Below are 15175 nucleotides of genomic sequence, written 5' to 3'. Positions count from 1 at the left end.
CCTACCCGGCTGGGTGCCCCGGTAACTTGGTCCCATGCGCTTGGGCGTCCTCGACATCGGCTCCAACACCGGGCATCTGCTCGTGGTGGACGCGCACGGCGGCGCCGCGCCGCTGCCGGCGTACTCCCACAAGCAGCCGCTGCGGCTGGCGGAGCACCTCGACGAGCAGGGGGCGGTCTCGCCGACCGGAGTCGACGCGCTGACCGCGTTCACCGCCTCGGCCGTGCAGGTCGCCGAGGACCGCGGCTGCGAGGACATGCTGGCGTTCGCGACCTCGGCGGTGCGCGACGCGCGCAACAGCGAGGCGGTCCTCGACCACGTCCACGACCGCACCGGCGTGCGGATCGAGGTGCTCTCCGGGGAGGACGAGGCACGGCTGACGTTCCTCGCCGTACGTCGCTGGTTCGGCTGGTCCGCGGGCCGGCTGGCGGTCTTCGACATCGGCGGCGGCTCGCTGGAGATCGCCGGCGGCCCCGACGAGTCGCCCGACGTCGCCTGGTCGCTGCCGCTGGGCGCCGCACGGCTGGCCCGGCAGTTCTTCGGCGGTGGACCGCCCGACGAGGACGCGATCCGCGGCCTGCGCAAGCAGATCCGGGCCGAGATCGCCCGCGACGCCGGCCACCTGCTGCGCGCGGGGACGCCGGACCACGCGGCCGCGACCTCCAAGACCTTCCGCTCGCTGGCGCGCATCTGCGGCGCGGCCCCCTCCGGCGAGGGCCCGCTGGTGCCGCGCACGCTGCCGCGCGAGGAGCTGTCGGGGTGGATCCCCAAGCTCGTGGCGATGACGCCCCCCGAGCTCGCGGACCTGCCCGGCGTCTCCCCGAGCCGGGCCCACCAGATCGTGCCCGGTGCGCTCGTCGCCGAGGCCTGCATGGACATCTTCGACCTCGACGGGCTCGAGATCTGCCCGTGGGCGCTGCGCGAGGGAGTCATCCTCGAGCGCCTCGACCAGCTGAGCGTGCTCGGCTGACGGCGGCGAGCATGGCGACCGGCAACGCACCGCGGATCGGGCTCTCGACCGCCTCGGTCTACCCCGAGTCCTCGGCGCACGCCTTCGGCTACGCCGCCCAGCTCGGCTACGACGCGGTCGAGGTGATGGTGGGCATGGACGCGCTCAGCCAGCAGACCGCGGCGATCGCCCAGCTCTCCGCGCACCACGGCGTCCCGGTCTGCGCCGTGCACGCGCCGTGCCTGCTGTTCACCCAGCGGGTCTGGGGCACCGAGCCGTGGGGCAAGCTCGAGCGGTCCGCCGAGATGGCCGCGGCGGTCGGCGCCGAGGTCGTGGTCGTGCACCCGCCGTTCCGCTGGCAGCGGGACTACGCCCGCGACTTCGTCAACGGGGTCGCGGCGCTGGAGGAGTCGACGGGCGTCGCGTTCGCGGTCGAGAACATGTATCCCTGGCGGGCCAGCTCCAAGCGGGGCATGGAGATGTACCTGCCCGGCTGGGACCCCTCGACCGAGACCTACGCGAACACCACCATCGACCTCTCGCACGCCGCCATCGCCCACTCCGACCCGGTCGCGATGGCCGAGCGGCTCGGGCCGCGGCTGCGCCACATCCACCTGACCGACGGCACCGGGTCGGCCCGCGACGAGCACCTGGTCCCGGGCCGCGGCGAGATGGAGGCGGCGGCATTCCTGCGCCACCTCGCCCGCACCGGCTTCGCCGGCGAGATCGTCCTGGAGATCAACACCCGCAAGGCGGCCGACCGCCGGGAGCGCGAGGCCGACCTGCTGGAGTCGCTGCGGTTCGCCCGCGAGCACTCCGTGGTGGCGACGCCGTGAGCAGCGCGGCGGCCGCGTCCCCCGGGGTGCCAGGGGTGCCAGGGGTGCCCGGGGCGGCCGGGGCGCCCGGGGCGCCCGGGGCGCGACGCGGCCGGAGGCCGGGCGCGCCGGACACCCGGGCCGCGATCCTGGCGGCGGCCCGGGAGCGCTTCGCGGCGGCGGGCTACGCCGGGACGTCGATCCGGGCGGTGGCCGCGGCCGCGGGCGTGGACGCGGCGCTGGTGCACCACTACTTCGGCACCAAGGACGACCTGTTCCTCGCCGCCCTCGAGCTGCCGGTCGACCCGCGCGCGATGATCGCGCCGGTGGTCGCCGGCGGGCTCGACGGCGTGGGGGAGCGGCTGTTCCGGGTCTTCCTGCAGGTCTGGGACGACGAGCGCAACCAGGCCTCGCTGCTCGCGCTGGTCCGCGGGCTGGCCGAGCCGAGCGGGCAGCGGCTGCTGCGCGACAGCCTGCTGCAGATGGTGCTCGGCCCGGTCGGCCGGGCCCTGGACCTCGACCGCCCCGACGAGCGGCTGGCCCTGGTCGCCTCGCAGATGGTCGGCGTGGTGATCCTGCGCTACCTGCTGCGCGTCGAGCCGCTGGTCTCGATGGGCCCCGAGGAGCTCGTGGCCGCCTACGGCCCCACGCTGCAGCGCTACCTCACCGGGCCGGTGGGGTAGCCGGGGCGCTGCAGGAATCCCCGGCCGGCCGGGGATTCCCTCGGTTGGGGGCCGTTGCAACGCCCCCCGACCGAGAGAAGAGGCCGACAACCCCTTGGCGGCGGAGCGGTGTCGGCGCATAATTCAACGCATGATGAAAAACGCGGTGGAGGTCCGCGACCTGGTCGTCGTCCGCGGCGGCCGGACGGTCCTCGAGCACCTCGACCTCACCATCGGCGGCGGCGTCACCGGGCTGCTCGGCCCGTCGGGCTGCGGCAAGTCCACGCTGCTGCGCTCGCTGGCCGGCGTCCAGCGCCTGGCCGGCGGCAGCGTCCGGGTCTTCGGCGAGGAGGCCGGGAGCCGGGCGCTGCGCGACCGCATCGGCTACGTCACCCAGGCCGCCAGCGTGTACGACGACCTCACGGTGGCCGAGAACCTCGGGTTCTTCTCCCGGGTGCTCGGGGTGGGCCGCGACGAGGTCGACCGGGCGGTCGAGGCGGTCGACCTGGCCCGCCACCGCGACCAGGTGGTGGGCCGGCTCTCCGGCGGCCAGCTCAGCCGGGTGAGCCTGGCGGTCGCGCTGCTGGGCAGCCCCGACCTGCTGATCCTGGACGAGCCGACCGTCGGCCTCGACCCGGTGCTGCGCCGCGACCTGTGGGCGCTGTTCCACCGGCTCGCCGACGCCGGGGCCGCGGTGTTCGTCTCCAGCCACGTGATGGACGAGGCCGACCGCTGCGACCGGCTGCTGCTCATGCGCGAGGGCCGGCTCATCGCCGACGGCGCGCCCGAGCAGATCCGGCAGCAGACCGGCGCCGCGGACATCGAGTCGGCGTTCCTCCGCATCGTCGAGGAGGACGCGGCATGACCGGCCCGCTCAGCGCGCGGATCACCCTGGCGGTCGCCCGCCGGGTCCTCACCCAGCTGCGCCGCGACCACCGCACCCTGGCCCTCCTGCTGCTGCTGCCCTGCCTGCTGGAGTCCCTGCTGTGGTGGGTGTACGACGCCTCCGCGCCGACCGTCTTCGACCGGATCGGGCCGGCGCTGCTCGCGATCTTCCCGGTGCTGGTGATGTTCCTGGTCACCAGCGTCACCACGCTGCGCGAGCGCTCCAGCGGCACCCTGGAGCGGCTGCTGGCGATGCCGATGGGCAAGCTGGACTTCCTGGTCGGCTACGCGCTGGCCTTCGGGCTGGTGGCCGCGGTCCAGTCGGCGCTGGCGGTGGCGATCAGCGTCGGGCTGCTCGGCCTCGACGTGCTCGGCCCGATCTGGCTGCTGACGATCGTGGCGGTGGTCGACGCCGTGCTCGGGACCGCGCTGGGCCTGTTCGTGTCGGCCTTCGCGGAGACCGAGTTCCAGGCCGTGCAGTTCATGCCGGCGCTGCTGATCCCGCAGCTGCTGCTGTGCGGGCTGCTGGTGCCGCGCGACCTGCTGCCCCCCGCCCTGGAGCGGATCAGCGACGTGCTGCCGCTGTCCTACGCCGTCGACGCGATGCAGCACCTCACCGGCAGCACGTCGACCGGGCAGGTGTGGCAGGACATCGGCATCGTCGCGGTGTTCGCGGTCGCCGGGCTGGCCCTGGGCGCGGCCACCCTGCGCCGGCGTACCTCCTGAGCCGGCGGCCCGGGCCATCCCGGGCCATCCTGGGCCGTCCCTGGCCGCCCCGGGACACACGTGCTCGCCGCTTGGAGGCAGGCGGCCGCCCCGGCGTAACCTGTGCCGCATGTCCTTGCTCCGCCAGCCCATCCTCCTGCTGGCCCGCAGCTCGCGGGTCAAGAAGCTCGTCAGCACGATGCCGGTCTCGGCCGACATCGTGACCAGCTACGTCCCCGGCGAGACCACCGAGTCCGCCGTGGAGGCCACCGCCCGGCTGGCCGACGACGGGCTGCGGGTCACCCTGGACTTCCTCGGCGAGGACACCCTCGACGTGGAGCAGGCGGACAAGACGGTGGCGGCCTACCTTGAGGCCCTCCAGCAGCTGGCGGCCCGGGGCCTGACCCGCAACGCCGAGGTCTCGGTCAAGCTCTCCGCGATCGGCCAGGCGGTGCCGGAGATCGGCGACAAGGTGGCGCTCGAGCACGCCCGCACCATCTGCCGGGCCGCCCGCAACGCCGGCACCACGGTGACCCTCGACATGGAGGACCACACGACCACCGACCGGACCCTGGCGACGCTGCGCGAGCTGCGCAAGGACTTCCCCGAGACCGGCGCGGTGCTCCAGGCCTACCTGCACCGCACCGAGGCCGACTGCCGCGCGCTGGCGTACGAGGGCTCCCGCGTCCGGCTGTGCAAGGGCGCCTACAGCGAGCCGGAGTCGGTGGCCTTCCAGGACCGCCTCGAGGTGGACCGGTCCTACGTCCGCTGCCTGAAGGTGCTGCTGGCCGGCCAGGGCTACCCGATGATCGCGACGCACGACCCGCGGATGGTAGAGATCGCCTCCTCGCTGGCCAGCCGCTACGGCCGCGCGCAGGGCTCCTATGAGTTCCAGATGCTCTACGGCATCCGCCCCGAGGAGCAGAAGCGGTTGGCCGAGGCCGGTGAGGCGGTGCGCGTCTACATCCCCTACGGCCGGGAGTGGTACGGCTACCTCATGAGACGTCTCGCCGAGCGCCCGCAGAACCTGTCATTCTTCGCCAAGTCCCTGATCTCGAAGAAGTAGCGCCCTCCGGAGGGGGCTGACATGGCGCAGACCGCGATCCTCGGCGCCGGCGTGATGGGGGAGACCCTCCTCTCGGGGCTCGTCCGCGCCGGTCGCCGCGTCGACAACCTGCTGGTCGGCGAGAAGCGGCCCGAGCGGGCCCGCGAGCTCGAGGAGCGGTACGGCGTCGCCGTCGTCTCCAACGTCGAGGCCGCCGAGCGGGCGGACACCCTCGCGCTGGTCGTCAAGCCCCAGGACATGGGCGACCTGCTGGCCGAGATCGCGCCCCAGCTGCGCGCCGGCCAGCTGGTGGTCTCGCTGGCCGCCGGCATCACCACCGCGTTCATCGAGGCACGGATCCCCGACGGTGTCGCGGTGGTCCGGGTGATGCCGAACACCCCCGCGCTGGTCGACGAGGGGATGGCCGCGATCTCGCCCGGCTCGCACTGCGACGACAGCCACCTGGCGGAGGCCGAGGCGCTGATGGCCTCGGTCGGGCGGGTCCTGCGGATCCCGGAGCGACAGCAGGACGCGGTCACCGCGATCTCCGGCTCCGGGCCGGCGTACATCTTCTTCGTCGTCGAGTCGATGATCGAGGCCGGCGTCCACCTCGGGCTGCCCCGCGCCACCGCGACCGACCTGGTCGTGCAGACCCTGGTCGGCTCGGCGAAGATGCTGCGGGAGACCGGGACACACCCGGTGGTGCTCCGCGAGCAGGTCACCTCGCCGGCCGGCACCACCGCCGCCGCGCTCCGGGAGCTGGAGATCCACAAGGTGCGTGCGGCGTTCCTCGCCGCCATGGAGGCCGCGCGGGACCGCTCGAAGGCGCTCGCCGAAGGTTCCTGACCGCCGCCCGCCCGCCTGCCAGACTGGCCGGCATGCAGACGTTCCGGACGCCCGAGGACCGCTTCGCCGCCCTGCCCGACTTCGCGTGGAGCCCGCGCTACGCCGAGGTCGCGGACCCCGACGGCGGCACCCTGCGGATGGCGTACGTCGAGGCCGGGCCCGCCGACGGCCCGGTCGCGCTGCTGCTGCACGGCGAGCCGACCTGGTCGTTCCTCTACCGGCGGGTCATCGACGAGCTGGTCGCGGCCGGGGTGCGCTGCGTGGCGCCGGACATGGTCGGCTTCGGCCGCTCCGACAAGCCCCTGGCGGCGGCCGACCACAGCTTCGCGCGGCACGTGGAGTGGCTGCGCGCGCTGGCGTTCGACCACCTCGACCTGCACGACGTCACGCTGGTCGGGCAGGACTGGGGCGGGCTGATCGGGCTGCGGCTGGTCGCCGAGCACCCGGACCGGTTCGCCCGCGTCGTGGCCGCGAACACCGGGCTGCCGACCGGCGACCACGACATGCCGGAGGTGTGGTGGGCGTTCCGGCGCGCGGTCGAGCGGGCCGACGTGCTGGACGTCGGGCGGCTGGTCGCGGCCGGCTGCGTGCGCGGGCTCTCCGACGCGGCGCGGGCGGCGTACGACGCGCCGTTCCCCGACGAGGCCGCCAAGGCCGGGCCGCGGGCGATGCCCGGTCTGGTGCCGACCCGCCCCGACGACCCGGCCACCGAGGCCAACCGCGCGGCCTGGGCGGTGCTCGCGCGGTGGGAGAAGCCGTTCCTGACCGCGTTCAGCGACAGCGACCCGATCACCGGCGCGATGGCGCCGGTGCTGCGCAAGCTGGTGCCCGGGACCCGGGGGCTCGAGCACCCGGTGGTCGAGAAGGCCGGCCACTTCCTGCAGGAGGACGCCGGTGACGAGCTCGGCCGGGTGGTCGCCGGGTTCATGGCCGCCGATCACCGCTGATCACCGCTGATCACCGTTGGGCACCGCTGACCGGTGCCGCCGCCCGCGCCCGACCTCGGGCACGCCCACGGGGGTGTCCCTGCTCGCGCGGGTCGCGGCTAGATCCGGGCGGTGCCTAGCCGCTACCGGCACCCGCGTGATGCGCCGCAACCTCGTTCCTTCGGCCGGACCGGTGCCTGCTCGCGGCTTGAATCGAGACGGCCAAGGATGCGCCGATCATGCCGCCCACGGAATTGAGAACCACGTCGTCGATATCTCCGAACGAGCCGGACAACGATTGCCAGATCTCGATGGCTGCGGAGAACCCGGCCGCCGACAGGGCGCCGACGACGAATCCGCGACGTCGGACGAGCAGGGCGGCGAGCCACCCCACGGGAACGAACATTGCCACGTTCCCGAAGACATTCAGCAGCCCGAGTTCACGGTTGACGTTGTGGAGCTCACTGAGGATCGAGTCCCCTAGGCGCCAACTGAACCCGCCGCCGTCGTTGCCAAGACTGCCACGGCCCGTGACGGCAAGAATCGCCAGAATGCACGCGGCGAGGAGCGCCCAGGTGATCACCTGGGTTCGCGCAGACCGGACCCACGTCACGTGGACGACGAGCGTGAGGCCAACGAAGCCGGCGATCAATGTAGGGATCGGGCCGATCGGCGAATAGCGCCAGACTTCATCAGCGAGCACGTCGGTCAATCTAGGGCCCTGCACGACCTCCCGGTCACGACGCTTCTACACAGGACCAAACGTAACCTTGCGGGTACGTAACCATCTGGCTACATTAGCACCATGGACGCTGTGCTGCATGCGCTGGCTGACGAGAGCCGGCGCACGGTTCTCGAGATCCTCCGCAACCACCCGGCGAATGCGGGCGAGCTGGCCGAGGCTCTCCCGATCGCTCGCCCGGGGGTGTCCCGACATCTCCGCGTGCTGCGGGAAGCCGGGCTGGTCGACGTACATCAGGACGCGCAGCGCCGGATCTACACACTCCGCCCGGAGGCGCTCGTCGAGGTCGACGAGTGGCTGAGTGAGTACCGCCGCCTCTGGGAGAGCCGGCTCGACGCCCTCCATACCGAGATCGCACGAGGAAAGAAGACACGATGATGACCACGATCGCGACGATGCGAGCACTCGACGAGACCCGCGGAGCGGTCCGGGTCGAGGACCTTTACGACACCGACATCGACGACCTCTGGCAGGCGTGCACGACGCCCGAGCGGCTGGCCCGCTGGCTCGCCCGGGTCGGCGGCGACCTGCGCGTCGGCGGCACGATCCAGGTCGTCTTCACGAGCAGTTGGACGGGTCCGGCGCGCGTCGAGGTGTGCGACGCGCCCCACCACCTGCTGCTGACGACAGAGCCTGGTGCAGACGACGAGGGGCAGATCGAGGCGTGGCTCACCGAGGAGGGCCCCAAGACCCGGCTGGTGGTCGAGGAGCGCGGCCTGCCGAGGACGCACCTCCCGTTCCACGCCTCTGGTTGGCGGGTCCACCTCGAGGATCTCGGTCGGTCGCTGGAGGTCGACGGCCCGGTGCATCCGGAGGGCTGGGGCTCCGATGCCGGGGCGCCCGGCTGGAAGGCGCGCTGGGAAGAGCTCACGCCGACCTACCAGCAGATGGAGATCGTTTGATGTCGGACCTGCTCAGGCGCAGCCTGCCGACGGTCGATGCGCCCGACGCGAGCGCGCTCGCGCGGTTCTACGGTGGCTGGTCCACCGCCGACGATGCACAGCCCTGGCATCGGCAGATGGGTGCGCTTCGGTCTTAATAGGGACACACCCAGTCAGGCCAGCCCCATCGCCGCCTCGGCCGCGGCGAGCACCGGTGCGGTGACCGCCCGGCACCGGACGGCGCCGGCCGCGAACACCGCGTCGACCCGGGCCGGGTCGGCGGCGAGGTCGGCGTACCTCTTCTGCAGCGGCTCCAGCACCGCCACGACCGCGTCGGTGACCGACCGCTTCAGTGCGCCGTAGGACGAGAGCCCGTCGGGCGACCCGCCGCAGGCGAGCAGGATCTCCAGCAGGTTCGTGACGCCGGGCTTGGCCTCCCGGTCAGCCCGCACCGACGTGGGCCCGGTGTCGGAGTCGGTCACCGCGCGCGCGACCTTGCGGCGCACCACCTCGGGCGGGTCCAGCAGCAGGATCGAGCCGGCGGCGTCGGCGGACTTGCTCATCTTCCGGGTCGGGTCCGCGAGGTCCATCACCCGCGCGCCCGCGGCGGGCGTCACGATCTCCGGCACGGTGAACACCTCCCCGTAGGTCCGGTTGAACCGGATCGCGAGGTCCCGGGTGAGCTCGACGTGCTGGCGCTGGTCCTCGCCCACCGGCACCACCGAGGGCCGGTAGAGCAGGATGTCGGCCGCCATCAGCACCGGGTAGGTGAACAGCGACGCGCGCGTCGAGTCCTGCCCGCGCCCCTTCTCCTTGAACTGGATCATCCGGTTCAGCTCGCCGGTGTGCGCCGTGCACTCCAGCAGGTAGGCCAGCGCGGTGTGCGCCGGCACCGCCGACTGCCGGAACAGCGTGGCCCGTTCCAGGCCGGCCGCGAGCAGCAGCGTCGCCATCTCCGCGGTGCGCTCCCGCAGCAGTGCCGGGTCGTGACGGGTGGTCATCGCGTGCAGGTCCGAGAGCCCGTAGTAGGCGTCGTCCTGGCGCTCGGCCATCGGCCGCAGCGCGCCGAGCAGGTTGCCGAGCGTCAGCCGGCCCGACGGGGTGAGCAGCGAGAGGGTGGTGGTCATGGACGTGCTCCTGGGTGGTGGGCCCACGGGTGCACGCATGGCAACGGCCGCCCGTGGGCGGCCGGAAGAGGGTGTGCTGGAAGGAGGCGGCCGCCGTCAGGCGGGCCACCAGCCGAGGGTCGAGAGGTGACGGGTCAGCACGCCCACAGTTTGGCACAGAGCCGCGCGGTCTCGCAGCGCGACAGTACGACGGGGGCCGCACGGGCGACCGGTACCGTGCCCCCATGCCTGACTGTGCGGGACCCGCGACGGTCGTCTTCGACCGGTCGCTCACCGAGTACGACTTCGGCCCCGCCCACCCGATGTCGCCGGTGCGCGTCGACCTCACGATGCGGCTGGCCGAGGAGCTCGGCGTGCTCGACCGCGGGCTGCGGATGGTCCCGGCGCCGATGGCCGACGAGAGCCAGATCGCCACCGTGCACGACCCGCGGCTGATCGAGGCGGTCATCCGCGCCGGCAACAACCCCGGGGTCCTCGACGAGGAGTTCGGGCTGGGCACCGAGGACAACCCGACGTTCCCCGGCATGCACCACGCCGCGGCGCACGTGGTGGGAGCGAGCCTGGAGGCCTTCCGCCAGGTGTGGAGCGGGGAGAGCCTGCACGCGGTCAACATCGCGGGCGGCCTGCACCACGCGATGCGCGAGAGGGCCAGCGGCTTCTGCATCTACAACGACGTCGCGGTCGGCATCCGGTCCCTGCTCGATCAGGGCGCCCAGCGGGTCGCCTACGTCGACGTCGACGCCCACCACGGCGACGGCGTGGAGCGGATCTTCTGGGACGACCCGCGGGTGCTCACGATCAGCCTGCACGAGACCGGCCAGATGCTCTTCCCGGGCACCGGCTTCCCCAACGACTCCGGAGGTCCGGACGCCCAGGGCAGCGCGGTCAACGTGGCGCTGCCGCCCGGCACCGGCGACGCGGGCTGGATGCGGGCCTTCCACGCGGTGGTGCCCGCGCTGCTGCGGGAGTTCGACCCCGAGGTGCTGGTCACCCAGCACGGCTGCGACTCCCACATCGAGGACCCGCTGGCGCACCTGATGCTGACCGTCGACGGGCAGCGCGCGGCGTACCTCGCGCTGCACGACCTCGCCCACGAGGTCGCCGACGGGCGCTGGGTCGCGGTGGGTGGCGGCGGCTACGCCCTGGTCGAGGTGGTCCCGCGCGCGTGGACCCACCTGCTGGCGATCGTCGGGGGCCATCCCCTGGACCCGCTCACCGAGACGCCGGCGGGCTGGCGGGCCTGGGTGCGCGACCGGCTGGGCCGCACCCCGCCGTACCGGCTGACCGACGGCCGGGAGATCGCCTGGCGCGACTGGTCGGAGGGTTACGACCCCGAGACCTGGCTGGATCGGGCCATCCACGCGACCCGCACCGAGATCTTCCCCTTTCATGGGCTCGATCCGTTGCCATGAACGTGTCAGAGTGGGACTCAAGTAAAGAATTGGTGGGGAATGCAAGGAGACACGCCGGACCTCTGGCGTTTCTCTGGTCGAACTCTTCCCCACGAGTCACATCAGGCTCTATTCTCACCGTGCGCGTCGCGTGTGATCACCGGTGGGGAAGCCGGTGGCGCGTCGCAAAGAAAGTCGGTGCACGATGGCAAACAGCTCGTCCGGGGACATCTCCGACGCGAAGTTCCTGACCGTTGCCGAGGTAGCCGCGATGATGCGCGTCTCCAAGATGACCGTCTACCGCCTGGTCCACAACGGTGATCTGCCTGCCGTACGTGTGGGCCGCTCGTTCCGGGTCCGCGAGGAGGACGCGAACGAGTACCTCCGCAACAGCTACTTCAACGCCGGCTGACCGCTCGGGAGCACGCCGCACACCTCATCTCTCGGGACATCTCGGGGACGCCCACCGGGTGGACCCGGTCCGCCGGTTTCTGCCTGCCTCGCGCGGGCCGATAGGCTGTCCGGGTCCCCCGGGGGTCCACCCGGCCGGGCACCGCAAGCTGTGAAAGGTATCCCGTGGGTTCTGTCATCAAGAAGCGGCGCAAGCGCATGGCCAAGAAGAAGCACCGCAAGCTGCTGAAGAAGACGCGCGTCCAGCGCCGCAAGCTCGGCAAGTAAGCCCTTCCGTGCGATGGGCAGGGTCGGCAGAGTAGTCCTGGTCACCGGGGTCTCCCGCGACCTCGGTCGGCGGTTCGCACGAGCCGTCGCCACCGACCCTGCCGTCGAGCGCGTCATCGGCGTGGACGTGGTCCCGCCGCGGGGCGACCTCGGCGACGTCTCCTTCGCGCGGGCCGACATCCGCAACCCGGTGATCGCCAAGATCATCGCCAAGGAGGACGTCGACACCGTCGTCCACATGAGCGTGATCTCGACCCCCGGCAGCGTCGGGAGTCGGAGCACGATGAAGGAGCTCAACGTCATCGGGACGATGCAGCTCCTGGCGGCCTGTCAGAAGGCCCCCGGGTTGCAGCATCTCGTGGTGAAGTCGACGACGACGGTCTACGGCGCGAGCAGCCGCGACCCCGCCATGTTCACCGAGGACATGGAGCCGCGGCGGGCGCCGAGCTCGGGGTACGCCAAGGACGTGGCCGAGATCGAGGGCTACGTGCGCGGCTTCGCCCGACGGCGACCCGACGTCCGGGTGACCACGCTGCGACCGGCCAACGTGCTGGGCCCGCACGTCGCGAGCCCGATCACGTCGTACTTCCGGCTGCCGGTGCTCCCCACCGTGCTGGGCCACGACCCGCGGCTGCAGTTCCTGCACGAGCAGGACCTGCTCGCGGCGCTGCAGCACGCGGTCACCCACGAGGTGGCCGGCACCTTCAACGTGGCCGGCGACGGCGTGCTGATGCTCTCCCAGGCGGTGCGCCGGCTGCAGCGGCCGACGGTGCCGATGCCGGCCCGGGCCGTGGGCGCGGTGGGCTCGACCCTGCGCTCGGCGCGGGTCGCGGAGTTCTCTCCGGAGCAGCTGGCGTTCCTCACCTACGGCCGCGGGGTCGACACCACCGCGATGCGCGAGAAGCTGAAGTTCGAGCCGATGTACACCACCGCGGCCGCCTTCGCCGACTTCGCCGCGGCCCTCACGCCGACCGGCGGGTACGCCGACCGCGCGCTCGGCCGGCTGGCCGCCGCGCTGCCGCCGGCCGGTGGCGCGGACCGGGGAGCAGGAGCCGGGGGAGCAGCCCGTGGGTGACGCGGAGATCATCCCGATCGGGACCCGCGGCCGGCCCGGCCGCGGCACCGGCACGCAGCCGTCGCGCGCGGCGCGCAGCCTCGCCCCGGGTGGGCCGGCCCGCCGTACCCCTCCCGAGCCGGCGCCCGACGAGCCGACGGGCGAGTCTCCGGGCGAATCTCCGGGCCAGACCGCCGGTGAAGCGCCCCCCGCCGGCGCCGCCGCCGACCTTGCGCGAGGCCCGGCCAGTACCCGCGAACGGCTGCCGCGCGGCGGGATCCCCGCCGGCGACCTGCTCGCCGCCTTCCAGCACGCCGCCGCCGAGGTGTTCGGCGAGCAGTGGGAGCCCCAGCTCGCCCGGTTCCTCGCGTTCCTGCGACGCCGGGTCACCGGGGACTACGCGGTCGACGAGTACGGCTTCGACCAGGAGATCACCCAGCGCTTCTTCATGGCGGCGCTCCGGCCGATCGCGGAGAAGTGGTTCCGCATCGAGGTCCGTGGCGCCGAGAACGTGCCCGCCGAGGGCGGCGCGCTGGTGGTCTCCAACCACTCCGGCACGGTGCCCGTCGACGGGCTGATGACGATGGTGTCGGTCCACGACCACACCGGGCGCTTCCTGAGGCCGCTGGGTGCCGACCTGGTCTTCCGGCTGCCGCTGGTCAGCACGATGGCGCGCCGGAGCGGGGCCACTCTCGCCTGCAGCGAGGACGCCGAGCGGATGCTGCGCGGCGGCGAGCTGGTGGGCGTGTGGCCCGAGGGGTTCAAGGGCATCGGCAAGCCGTTCTCCGAGCGCTACAAGCTGCAGCGCTTCGGCCGGGGCGGGTTCGTCTCGGCCGCCCTGCGCACCGGCGTCCCGATCGTCCCGCTGTCCGTCGTCGGGGCCGAGGAGATCTACCCGCTGGTCGGCAACATGCCCTCGCTCGCCCGGCTGCTGGGGGTGCCCTACATCCCGATCACGCCGTTCTTCCCGCTGCTCGGGCCGCTGGGCCTGGTGCCGCTGCCCTCGAAGTGGCTGCTGGAGTTCGGTGAGCCGATCCGCACCGACGACTTCGAGCCGGGCGCCGCCGACGACCCGATGCTGGTCTTCAACGTGACCGACCAGGTCCGCGAGACCATCCAGCAGACGCTGTACTCGCTGCTCATGCAGCGGCACTCCGTCTTCCGCTGAGTCCGGCCGCCGGCCGGCCCCGCGCCCCGGGTCCGTCGTCACGGGCCGGTGTCATGGGCCGGTGTCATGGGCCGGCTCGGTGCGGTCAGTTCGACCCGTCGGTCAACCCGCCGGTCAACCCGCCGGTGACTCCGTCGACGGTGTCGCCCAGGCCGTCGACGGTGCCGTCGAGCGTGCCGCCGACGTCCGGGAGGGACGGGGTCTGGGTGGGGTCGCCGCTCGTGAGCCCCCCGGTCAGCCCTCCCGTCAATCCGCCGGTCAGGGGGTCGGTGAGCGTGCCGAGCGGGTCCTTGCTGGGGTCGCTGCCAGGGGAGCCGCCGCCGTCACCGGACCCGACGGGACCGAGCACGCTGCCGGGCGGCAGCGTCTGGCCGCCGAGCCCGGGCAGGGTCGGGGTGCCCGAGTGCGGGTGCGGCTTCGGGTCCGAGGAGGAGGACGAGGAGTGCTGGGCGCCCCCGGCGTCGCCCCGGGGCGAGGGCGACCCGCCGGAGGTCTGCGCGCTGGCGGCGAAGACCGGCGGGATGGTGGTGATCCCACCGCCGCAGGACGGGCAGGCCTGGTGGGCCGCGGCGTCGACGGCGACGAGGACCTGGGCCGCGTGGACCAGCTCGTCGCGGGCCTGGCCGGGCACGGCCGGCTCCAGCCCGGAAAGCCGGTCCAGGCTGGTCGCGGCGAACGCCCGCAGCTGGGCCACCGAGTCCTGCCGACCCGACTGCGCGTAGTCGGCGAGCAGCAGGTCGGAGGCCCGGGTGGCCTGGCTGGCGAAGTCGTCGAGCGTCGAGGAGACCCGGGCCTGGTCGCCGGCGTCGCTGCTGTGCGCGAGCGCCACGGCCTCGTCGAGCCGGTCCCCGGCGCTGGCCAGCACGGTCTGGCCCTTCTCGGCGTCGCCGAGGCTGAGCCGGGTGTGCACGTCCTCGATGGCGCGCTTGACGGGATAGAGCGCGTCGCCGGGCAGGGACTGCTCGGCGGCCATCGCCACCGACGTGGAGGCCCCGACGAGCGCGAGCCCGCCGACCACGGCGGCGATCCGGCGGTCCCGGGAGGTGCGGCGCGGGGGAAGGGTCAGCCGGGCGGTCTGCTCGGGCACGGTGGCGGTGGCCGCCTCGGCCATCAGCCGGGAGCGGAGGTCGGCCACGAACTCGGGCCGGGCCTGGGGGGCGGGCGTGCGCCGCATCGCGCCCACGACGTCGAGCAGCCCGGCGTACCGCGCGGAGTCGACACCGGTGGTCGAGGGGTCCTCGATCAGGGAGTCGAACTCCTCGGCACGCCGTCGCGCCGTGAACACGGGGCTCATCGCTGTG

The 15175-nt window shown here is 73.1% G+C and carries 18 protein-coding genes; 15 read left to right on the top strand and 3 right to left on the bottom strand.

The features are described 5' to 3' along the window. Positions 1-34: 34 nt before the first annotated feature. The 8 genes from BJZ21_RS18090 to BJZ21_RS18055 all read left to right on the top strand — a co-directional run bounded on the left by BJZ21_RS18090 (position 35) and on the right by BJZ21_RS18055 (position 6854). Positions 35-970 carry a Ppx/GppA family phosphatase gene (locus BJZ21_RS18090; protein WP_179665039.1) on the top strand — a complete coding sequence of 312 codons (936 nt, stop codon included), beginning with the start codon at positions 35-37 and terminating at the stop codon, positions 968-970. A gap of 11 nt (positions 971-981) precedes the next feature. Further along, positions 982-1785 (top strand): sugar phosphate isomerase/epimerase family protein, encoded by an 804-nt coding sequence (locus BJZ21_RS18085; RefSeq protein ID WP_179665038.1) that lies wholly within the window; start codon positions 982-984, stop codon positions 1783-1785. Between the two features lie 35 nt (positions 1786-1820). Then, a complete protein-coding gene (locus BJZ21_RS18080) occupies positions 1821-2447 on the top strand; it encodes a TetR/AcrR family transcriptional regulator (protein ID WP_343052209.1) in 627 nt (208 codons plus the stop codon). 130 nt (positions 2448-2577) lie between these two features. Further along, positions 2578-3291: an ABC transporter ATP-binding protein gene (locus BJZ21_RS18075; protein WP_179665037.1), complete on the top strand. Its 714-nt coding sequence runs from the start codon at positions 2578-2580 to the stop codon at positions 3289-3291. Further along, on the top strand, positions 3288-4037 hold the full coding sequence (locus BJZ21_RS18070; protein WP_179665036.1) for an ABC transporter permease: 750 nt from the start codon (positions 3288-3290) through the stop codon (positions 4035-4037). The genes BJZ21_RS18075 and BJZ21_RS18070 overlap by 4 nt, the downstream gene beginning before the upstream one ends. 109 nt (positions 4038-4146) lie before the next feature. Then, the gene (locus BJZ21_RS18065; protein ID WP_218851549.1) at positions 4147-5082 is read left to right on the top strand and encodes a proline dehydrogenase family protein; all 936 of its coding nucleotides are present in this window, start codon (positions 4147-4149) and stop codon (positions 5080-5082) included. 21 nt (positions 5083-5103) lie between these two features. Then, complete coding sequence (gene proC, locus BJZ21_RS18060; RefSeq protein ID WP_179665035.1) at positions 5104-5907, top strand: pyrroline-5-carboxylate reductase; 804 nt, start codon at positions 5104-5106, stop codon at positions 5905-5907. A 32-nt stretch (positions 5908-5939) separates the two neighbouring features. Then, positions 5940-6854, top strand: a complete 915-nt coding sequence (locus BJZ21_RS18055) for a haloalkane dehalogenase (RefSeq protein ID WP_179665034.1) — start codon at positions 5940-5942, stop codon at positions 6852-6854. A 115-nt stretch (positions 6855-6969) separates the two neighbouring features. Here BJZ21_RS18055 and BJZ21_RS18050 read toward each other — a convergent pair whose 3' ends face one another. Next, the gene (locus BJZ21_RS18050) at positions 6970-7536 is read right to left on the bottom strand and encodes a VanZ family protein (protein ID WP_179665033.1); all 567 of its coding nucleotides are present in this window, start codon (positions 7534-7536) and stop codon (positions 6970-6972) included. 102 nt (positions 7537-7638) lie between these two features. On the opposite strand from BJZ21_RS18050, the gene BJZ21_RS18045 reads away from it, so the two are divergent. Both BJZ21_RS18045 and BJZ21_RS18040 read left to right on the top strand, forming a co-directional pair. After that, complete coding sequence (locus tag BJZ21_RS18045) at positions 7639-7953, top strand: ArsR/SmtB family transcription factor (RefSeq protein ID WP_179665032.1); 315 nt, start codon at positions 7639-7641, stop codon at positions 7951-7953. Beyond that, positions 7950-8477 carry an SRPBCC family protein gene (locus BJZ21_RS18040; protein ID WP_218851547.1) on the top strand — a complete coding sequence of 176 codons (528 nt, stop codon included), beginning with the start codon at positions 7950-7952 and terminating at the stop codon, positions 8475-8477. Before BJZ21_RS18045 ends, BJZ21_RS18040 begins: the two co-directional genes overlap by 4 nt. A gap of 152 nt (positions 8478-8629) precedes the next feature. On the opposite strand, the gene trpS is transcribed toward BJZ21_RS18040, so the two are convergent. Beyond that, entirely contained in the window at positions 8630-9583 is a 954-nt protein-coding gene (gene trpS, locus BJZ21_RS18035) for a tryptophan--tRNA ligase (RefSeq protein ID WP_179665031.1), read from the bottom strand. A gap of 224 nt (positions 9584-9807) precedes the next feature. Between trpS and BJZ21_RS18030 the strand changes: the two genes are divergently transcribed. The 5 genes from BJZ21_RS18030 to BJZ21_RS18010 all read left to right on the top strand — a co-directional run bounded on the left by BJZ21_RS18030 (position 9808) and on the right by BJZ21_RS18010 (position 13874). Then, positions 9808-10995 carry an acetoin utilization protein AcuC gene (locus tag BJZ21_RS18030; protein WP_179665030.1) on the top strand — a complete coding sequence of 396 codons (1188 nt, stop codon included), beginning with the start codon at positions 9808-9810 and terminating at the stop codon, positions 10993-10995. A gap of 184 nt (positions 10996-11179) precedes the next feature. Next, positions 11180-11386, top strand: a complete 207-nt coding sequence (locus BJZ21_RS18025; protein WP_179665029.1) for a helix-turn-helix domain-containing protein — start codon at positions 11180-11182, stop codon at positions 11384-11386. A gap of 164 nt (positions 11387-11550) precedes the next feature. Then, a complete protein-coding gene (locus BJZ21_RS18020; protein ID WP_008356322.1) occupies positions 11551-11652 on the top strand; it encodes a 30S ribosomal protein bS22 in 102 nt (33 codons plus the stop codon). A gap of 13 nt (positions 11653-11665) precedes the next feature. Next, positions 11666-12727, top strand: coding sequence for an NAD-dependent epimerase/dehydratase family protein (locus tag BJZ21_RS18015; RefSeq protein WP_179665028.1), 1062 nt, complete (start codon positions 11666-11668; stop codon positions 12725-12727). Further along, positions 12720-13874 (top strand): 1-acyl-sn-glycerol-3-phosphate acyltransferase, encoded by a 1155-nt coding sequence (locus BJZ21_RS18010; protein ID WP_179665027.1) that lies wholly within the window; start codon positions 12720-12722, stop codon positions 13872-13874. The genes BJZ21_RS18015 and BJZ21_RS18010 overlap by 8 nt, the downstream gene beginning before the upstream one ends. Positions 13875-13959: 85 nt before the next feature. Here BJZ21_RS18010 and BJZ21_RS18005 read toward each other — a convergent pair whose 3' ends face one another. Continuing rightward, on the bottom strand, positions 13960-15168 hold the full coding sequence (locus BJZ21_RS18005; protein ID WP_179665026.1) for a DUF5667 domain-containing protein: 1209 nt from the start codon (positions 15166-15168) through the stop codon (positions 13960-13962). Between the last annotated feature and the right edge of the window lie 7 nt (positions 15169-15175).

The sequence above is a fragment of the Nocardioides panaciterrulae genome (genome assembly GCF_013409645.1).
Classification (GTDB): domain Bacteria; phylum Actinomycetota; class Actinomycetes; order Propionibacteriales; family Nocardioidaceae; genus Nocardioides; species Nocardioides panaciterrulae.
Note: the sequence above shows the minus strand (reverse complement) of the source record. Positions and strands in the feature narration are given on the sequence as shown.

Bases quoted from the DNA above. Each gene is read 5' to 3' on its own strand.
- BJZ21_RS18090 (WP_179665039.1), top strand. From the start codon at position 35: ATGCGCTTGGGCGTCCTCGACATCGGCTCCAACACCGGGCATCTGCTC.
- BJZ21_RS18085 (WP_179665038.1), top strand. From the start codon at position 982: ATGGCGACCGGCAACGCACCGCGGATCGGGCTCTCGACCGCCTCGGTC.
- BJZ21_RS18075 (WP_179665037.1), top strand. From the start codon at position 2,578: ATGATGAAAAACGCGGTGGAGGTCCGCGACCTGGTCGTCGTCCGCGGC.
- BJZ21_RS18070 (WP_179665036.1), top strand. From the start codon at position 3,288: ATGACCGGCCCGCTCAGCGCGCGGATCACCCTGGCGGTCGCCCGCCGG.
- BJZ21_RS18065 (WP_218851549.1), top strand. From the start codon at position 4,147: ATGTCCTTGCTCCGCCAGCCCATCCTCCTGCTGGCCCGCAGCTCGCGG.
- proC (WP_179665035.1), top strand. From the start codon at position 5,104: ATGGCGCAGACCGCGATCCTCGGCGCCGGCGTGATGGGGGAGACCCTC.
- BJZ21_RS18055 (WP_179665034.1), top strand. From the start codon at position 5,940: ATGCAGACGTTCCGGACGCCCGAGGACCGCTTCGCCGCCCTGCCCGAC.
- BJZ21_RS18045 (WP_179665032.1), top strand. From the start codon at position 7,639: ATGGACGCTGTGCTGCATGCGCTGGCTGACGAGAGCCGGCGCACGGTT.
- BJZ21_RS18040 (WP_218851547.1), top strand. From the start codon at position 7,950: ATGATGACCACGATCGCGACGATGCGAGCACTCGACGAGACCCGCGGA.
- trpS (WP_179665031.1), bottom strand. From the start codon at position 9,583: ATGACCACCACCCTCTCGCTGCTCACCCCGTCGGGCCGGCTGACGCTC.
- BJZ21_RS18030 (WP_179665030.1), top strand. From the start codon at position 9,808: ATGCCTGACTGTGCGGGACCCGCGACGGTCGTCTTCGACCGGTCGCTC.
- BJZ21_RS18025 (WP_179665029.1), top strand. From the start codon at position 11,180: ATGGCAAACAGCTCGTCCGGGGACATCTCCGACGCGAAGTTCCTGACC.
- BJZ21_RS18015 (WP_179665028.1), top strand. From the start codon at position 11,666: ATGGGCAGGGTCGGCAGAGTAGTCCTGGTCACCGGGGTCTCCCGCGAC.
- BJZ21_RS18005 (WP_179665026.1), bottom strand. From the start codon at position 15,168: ATGAGCCCCGTGTTCACGGCGCGACGGCGTGCCGAGGAGTTCGACTCC.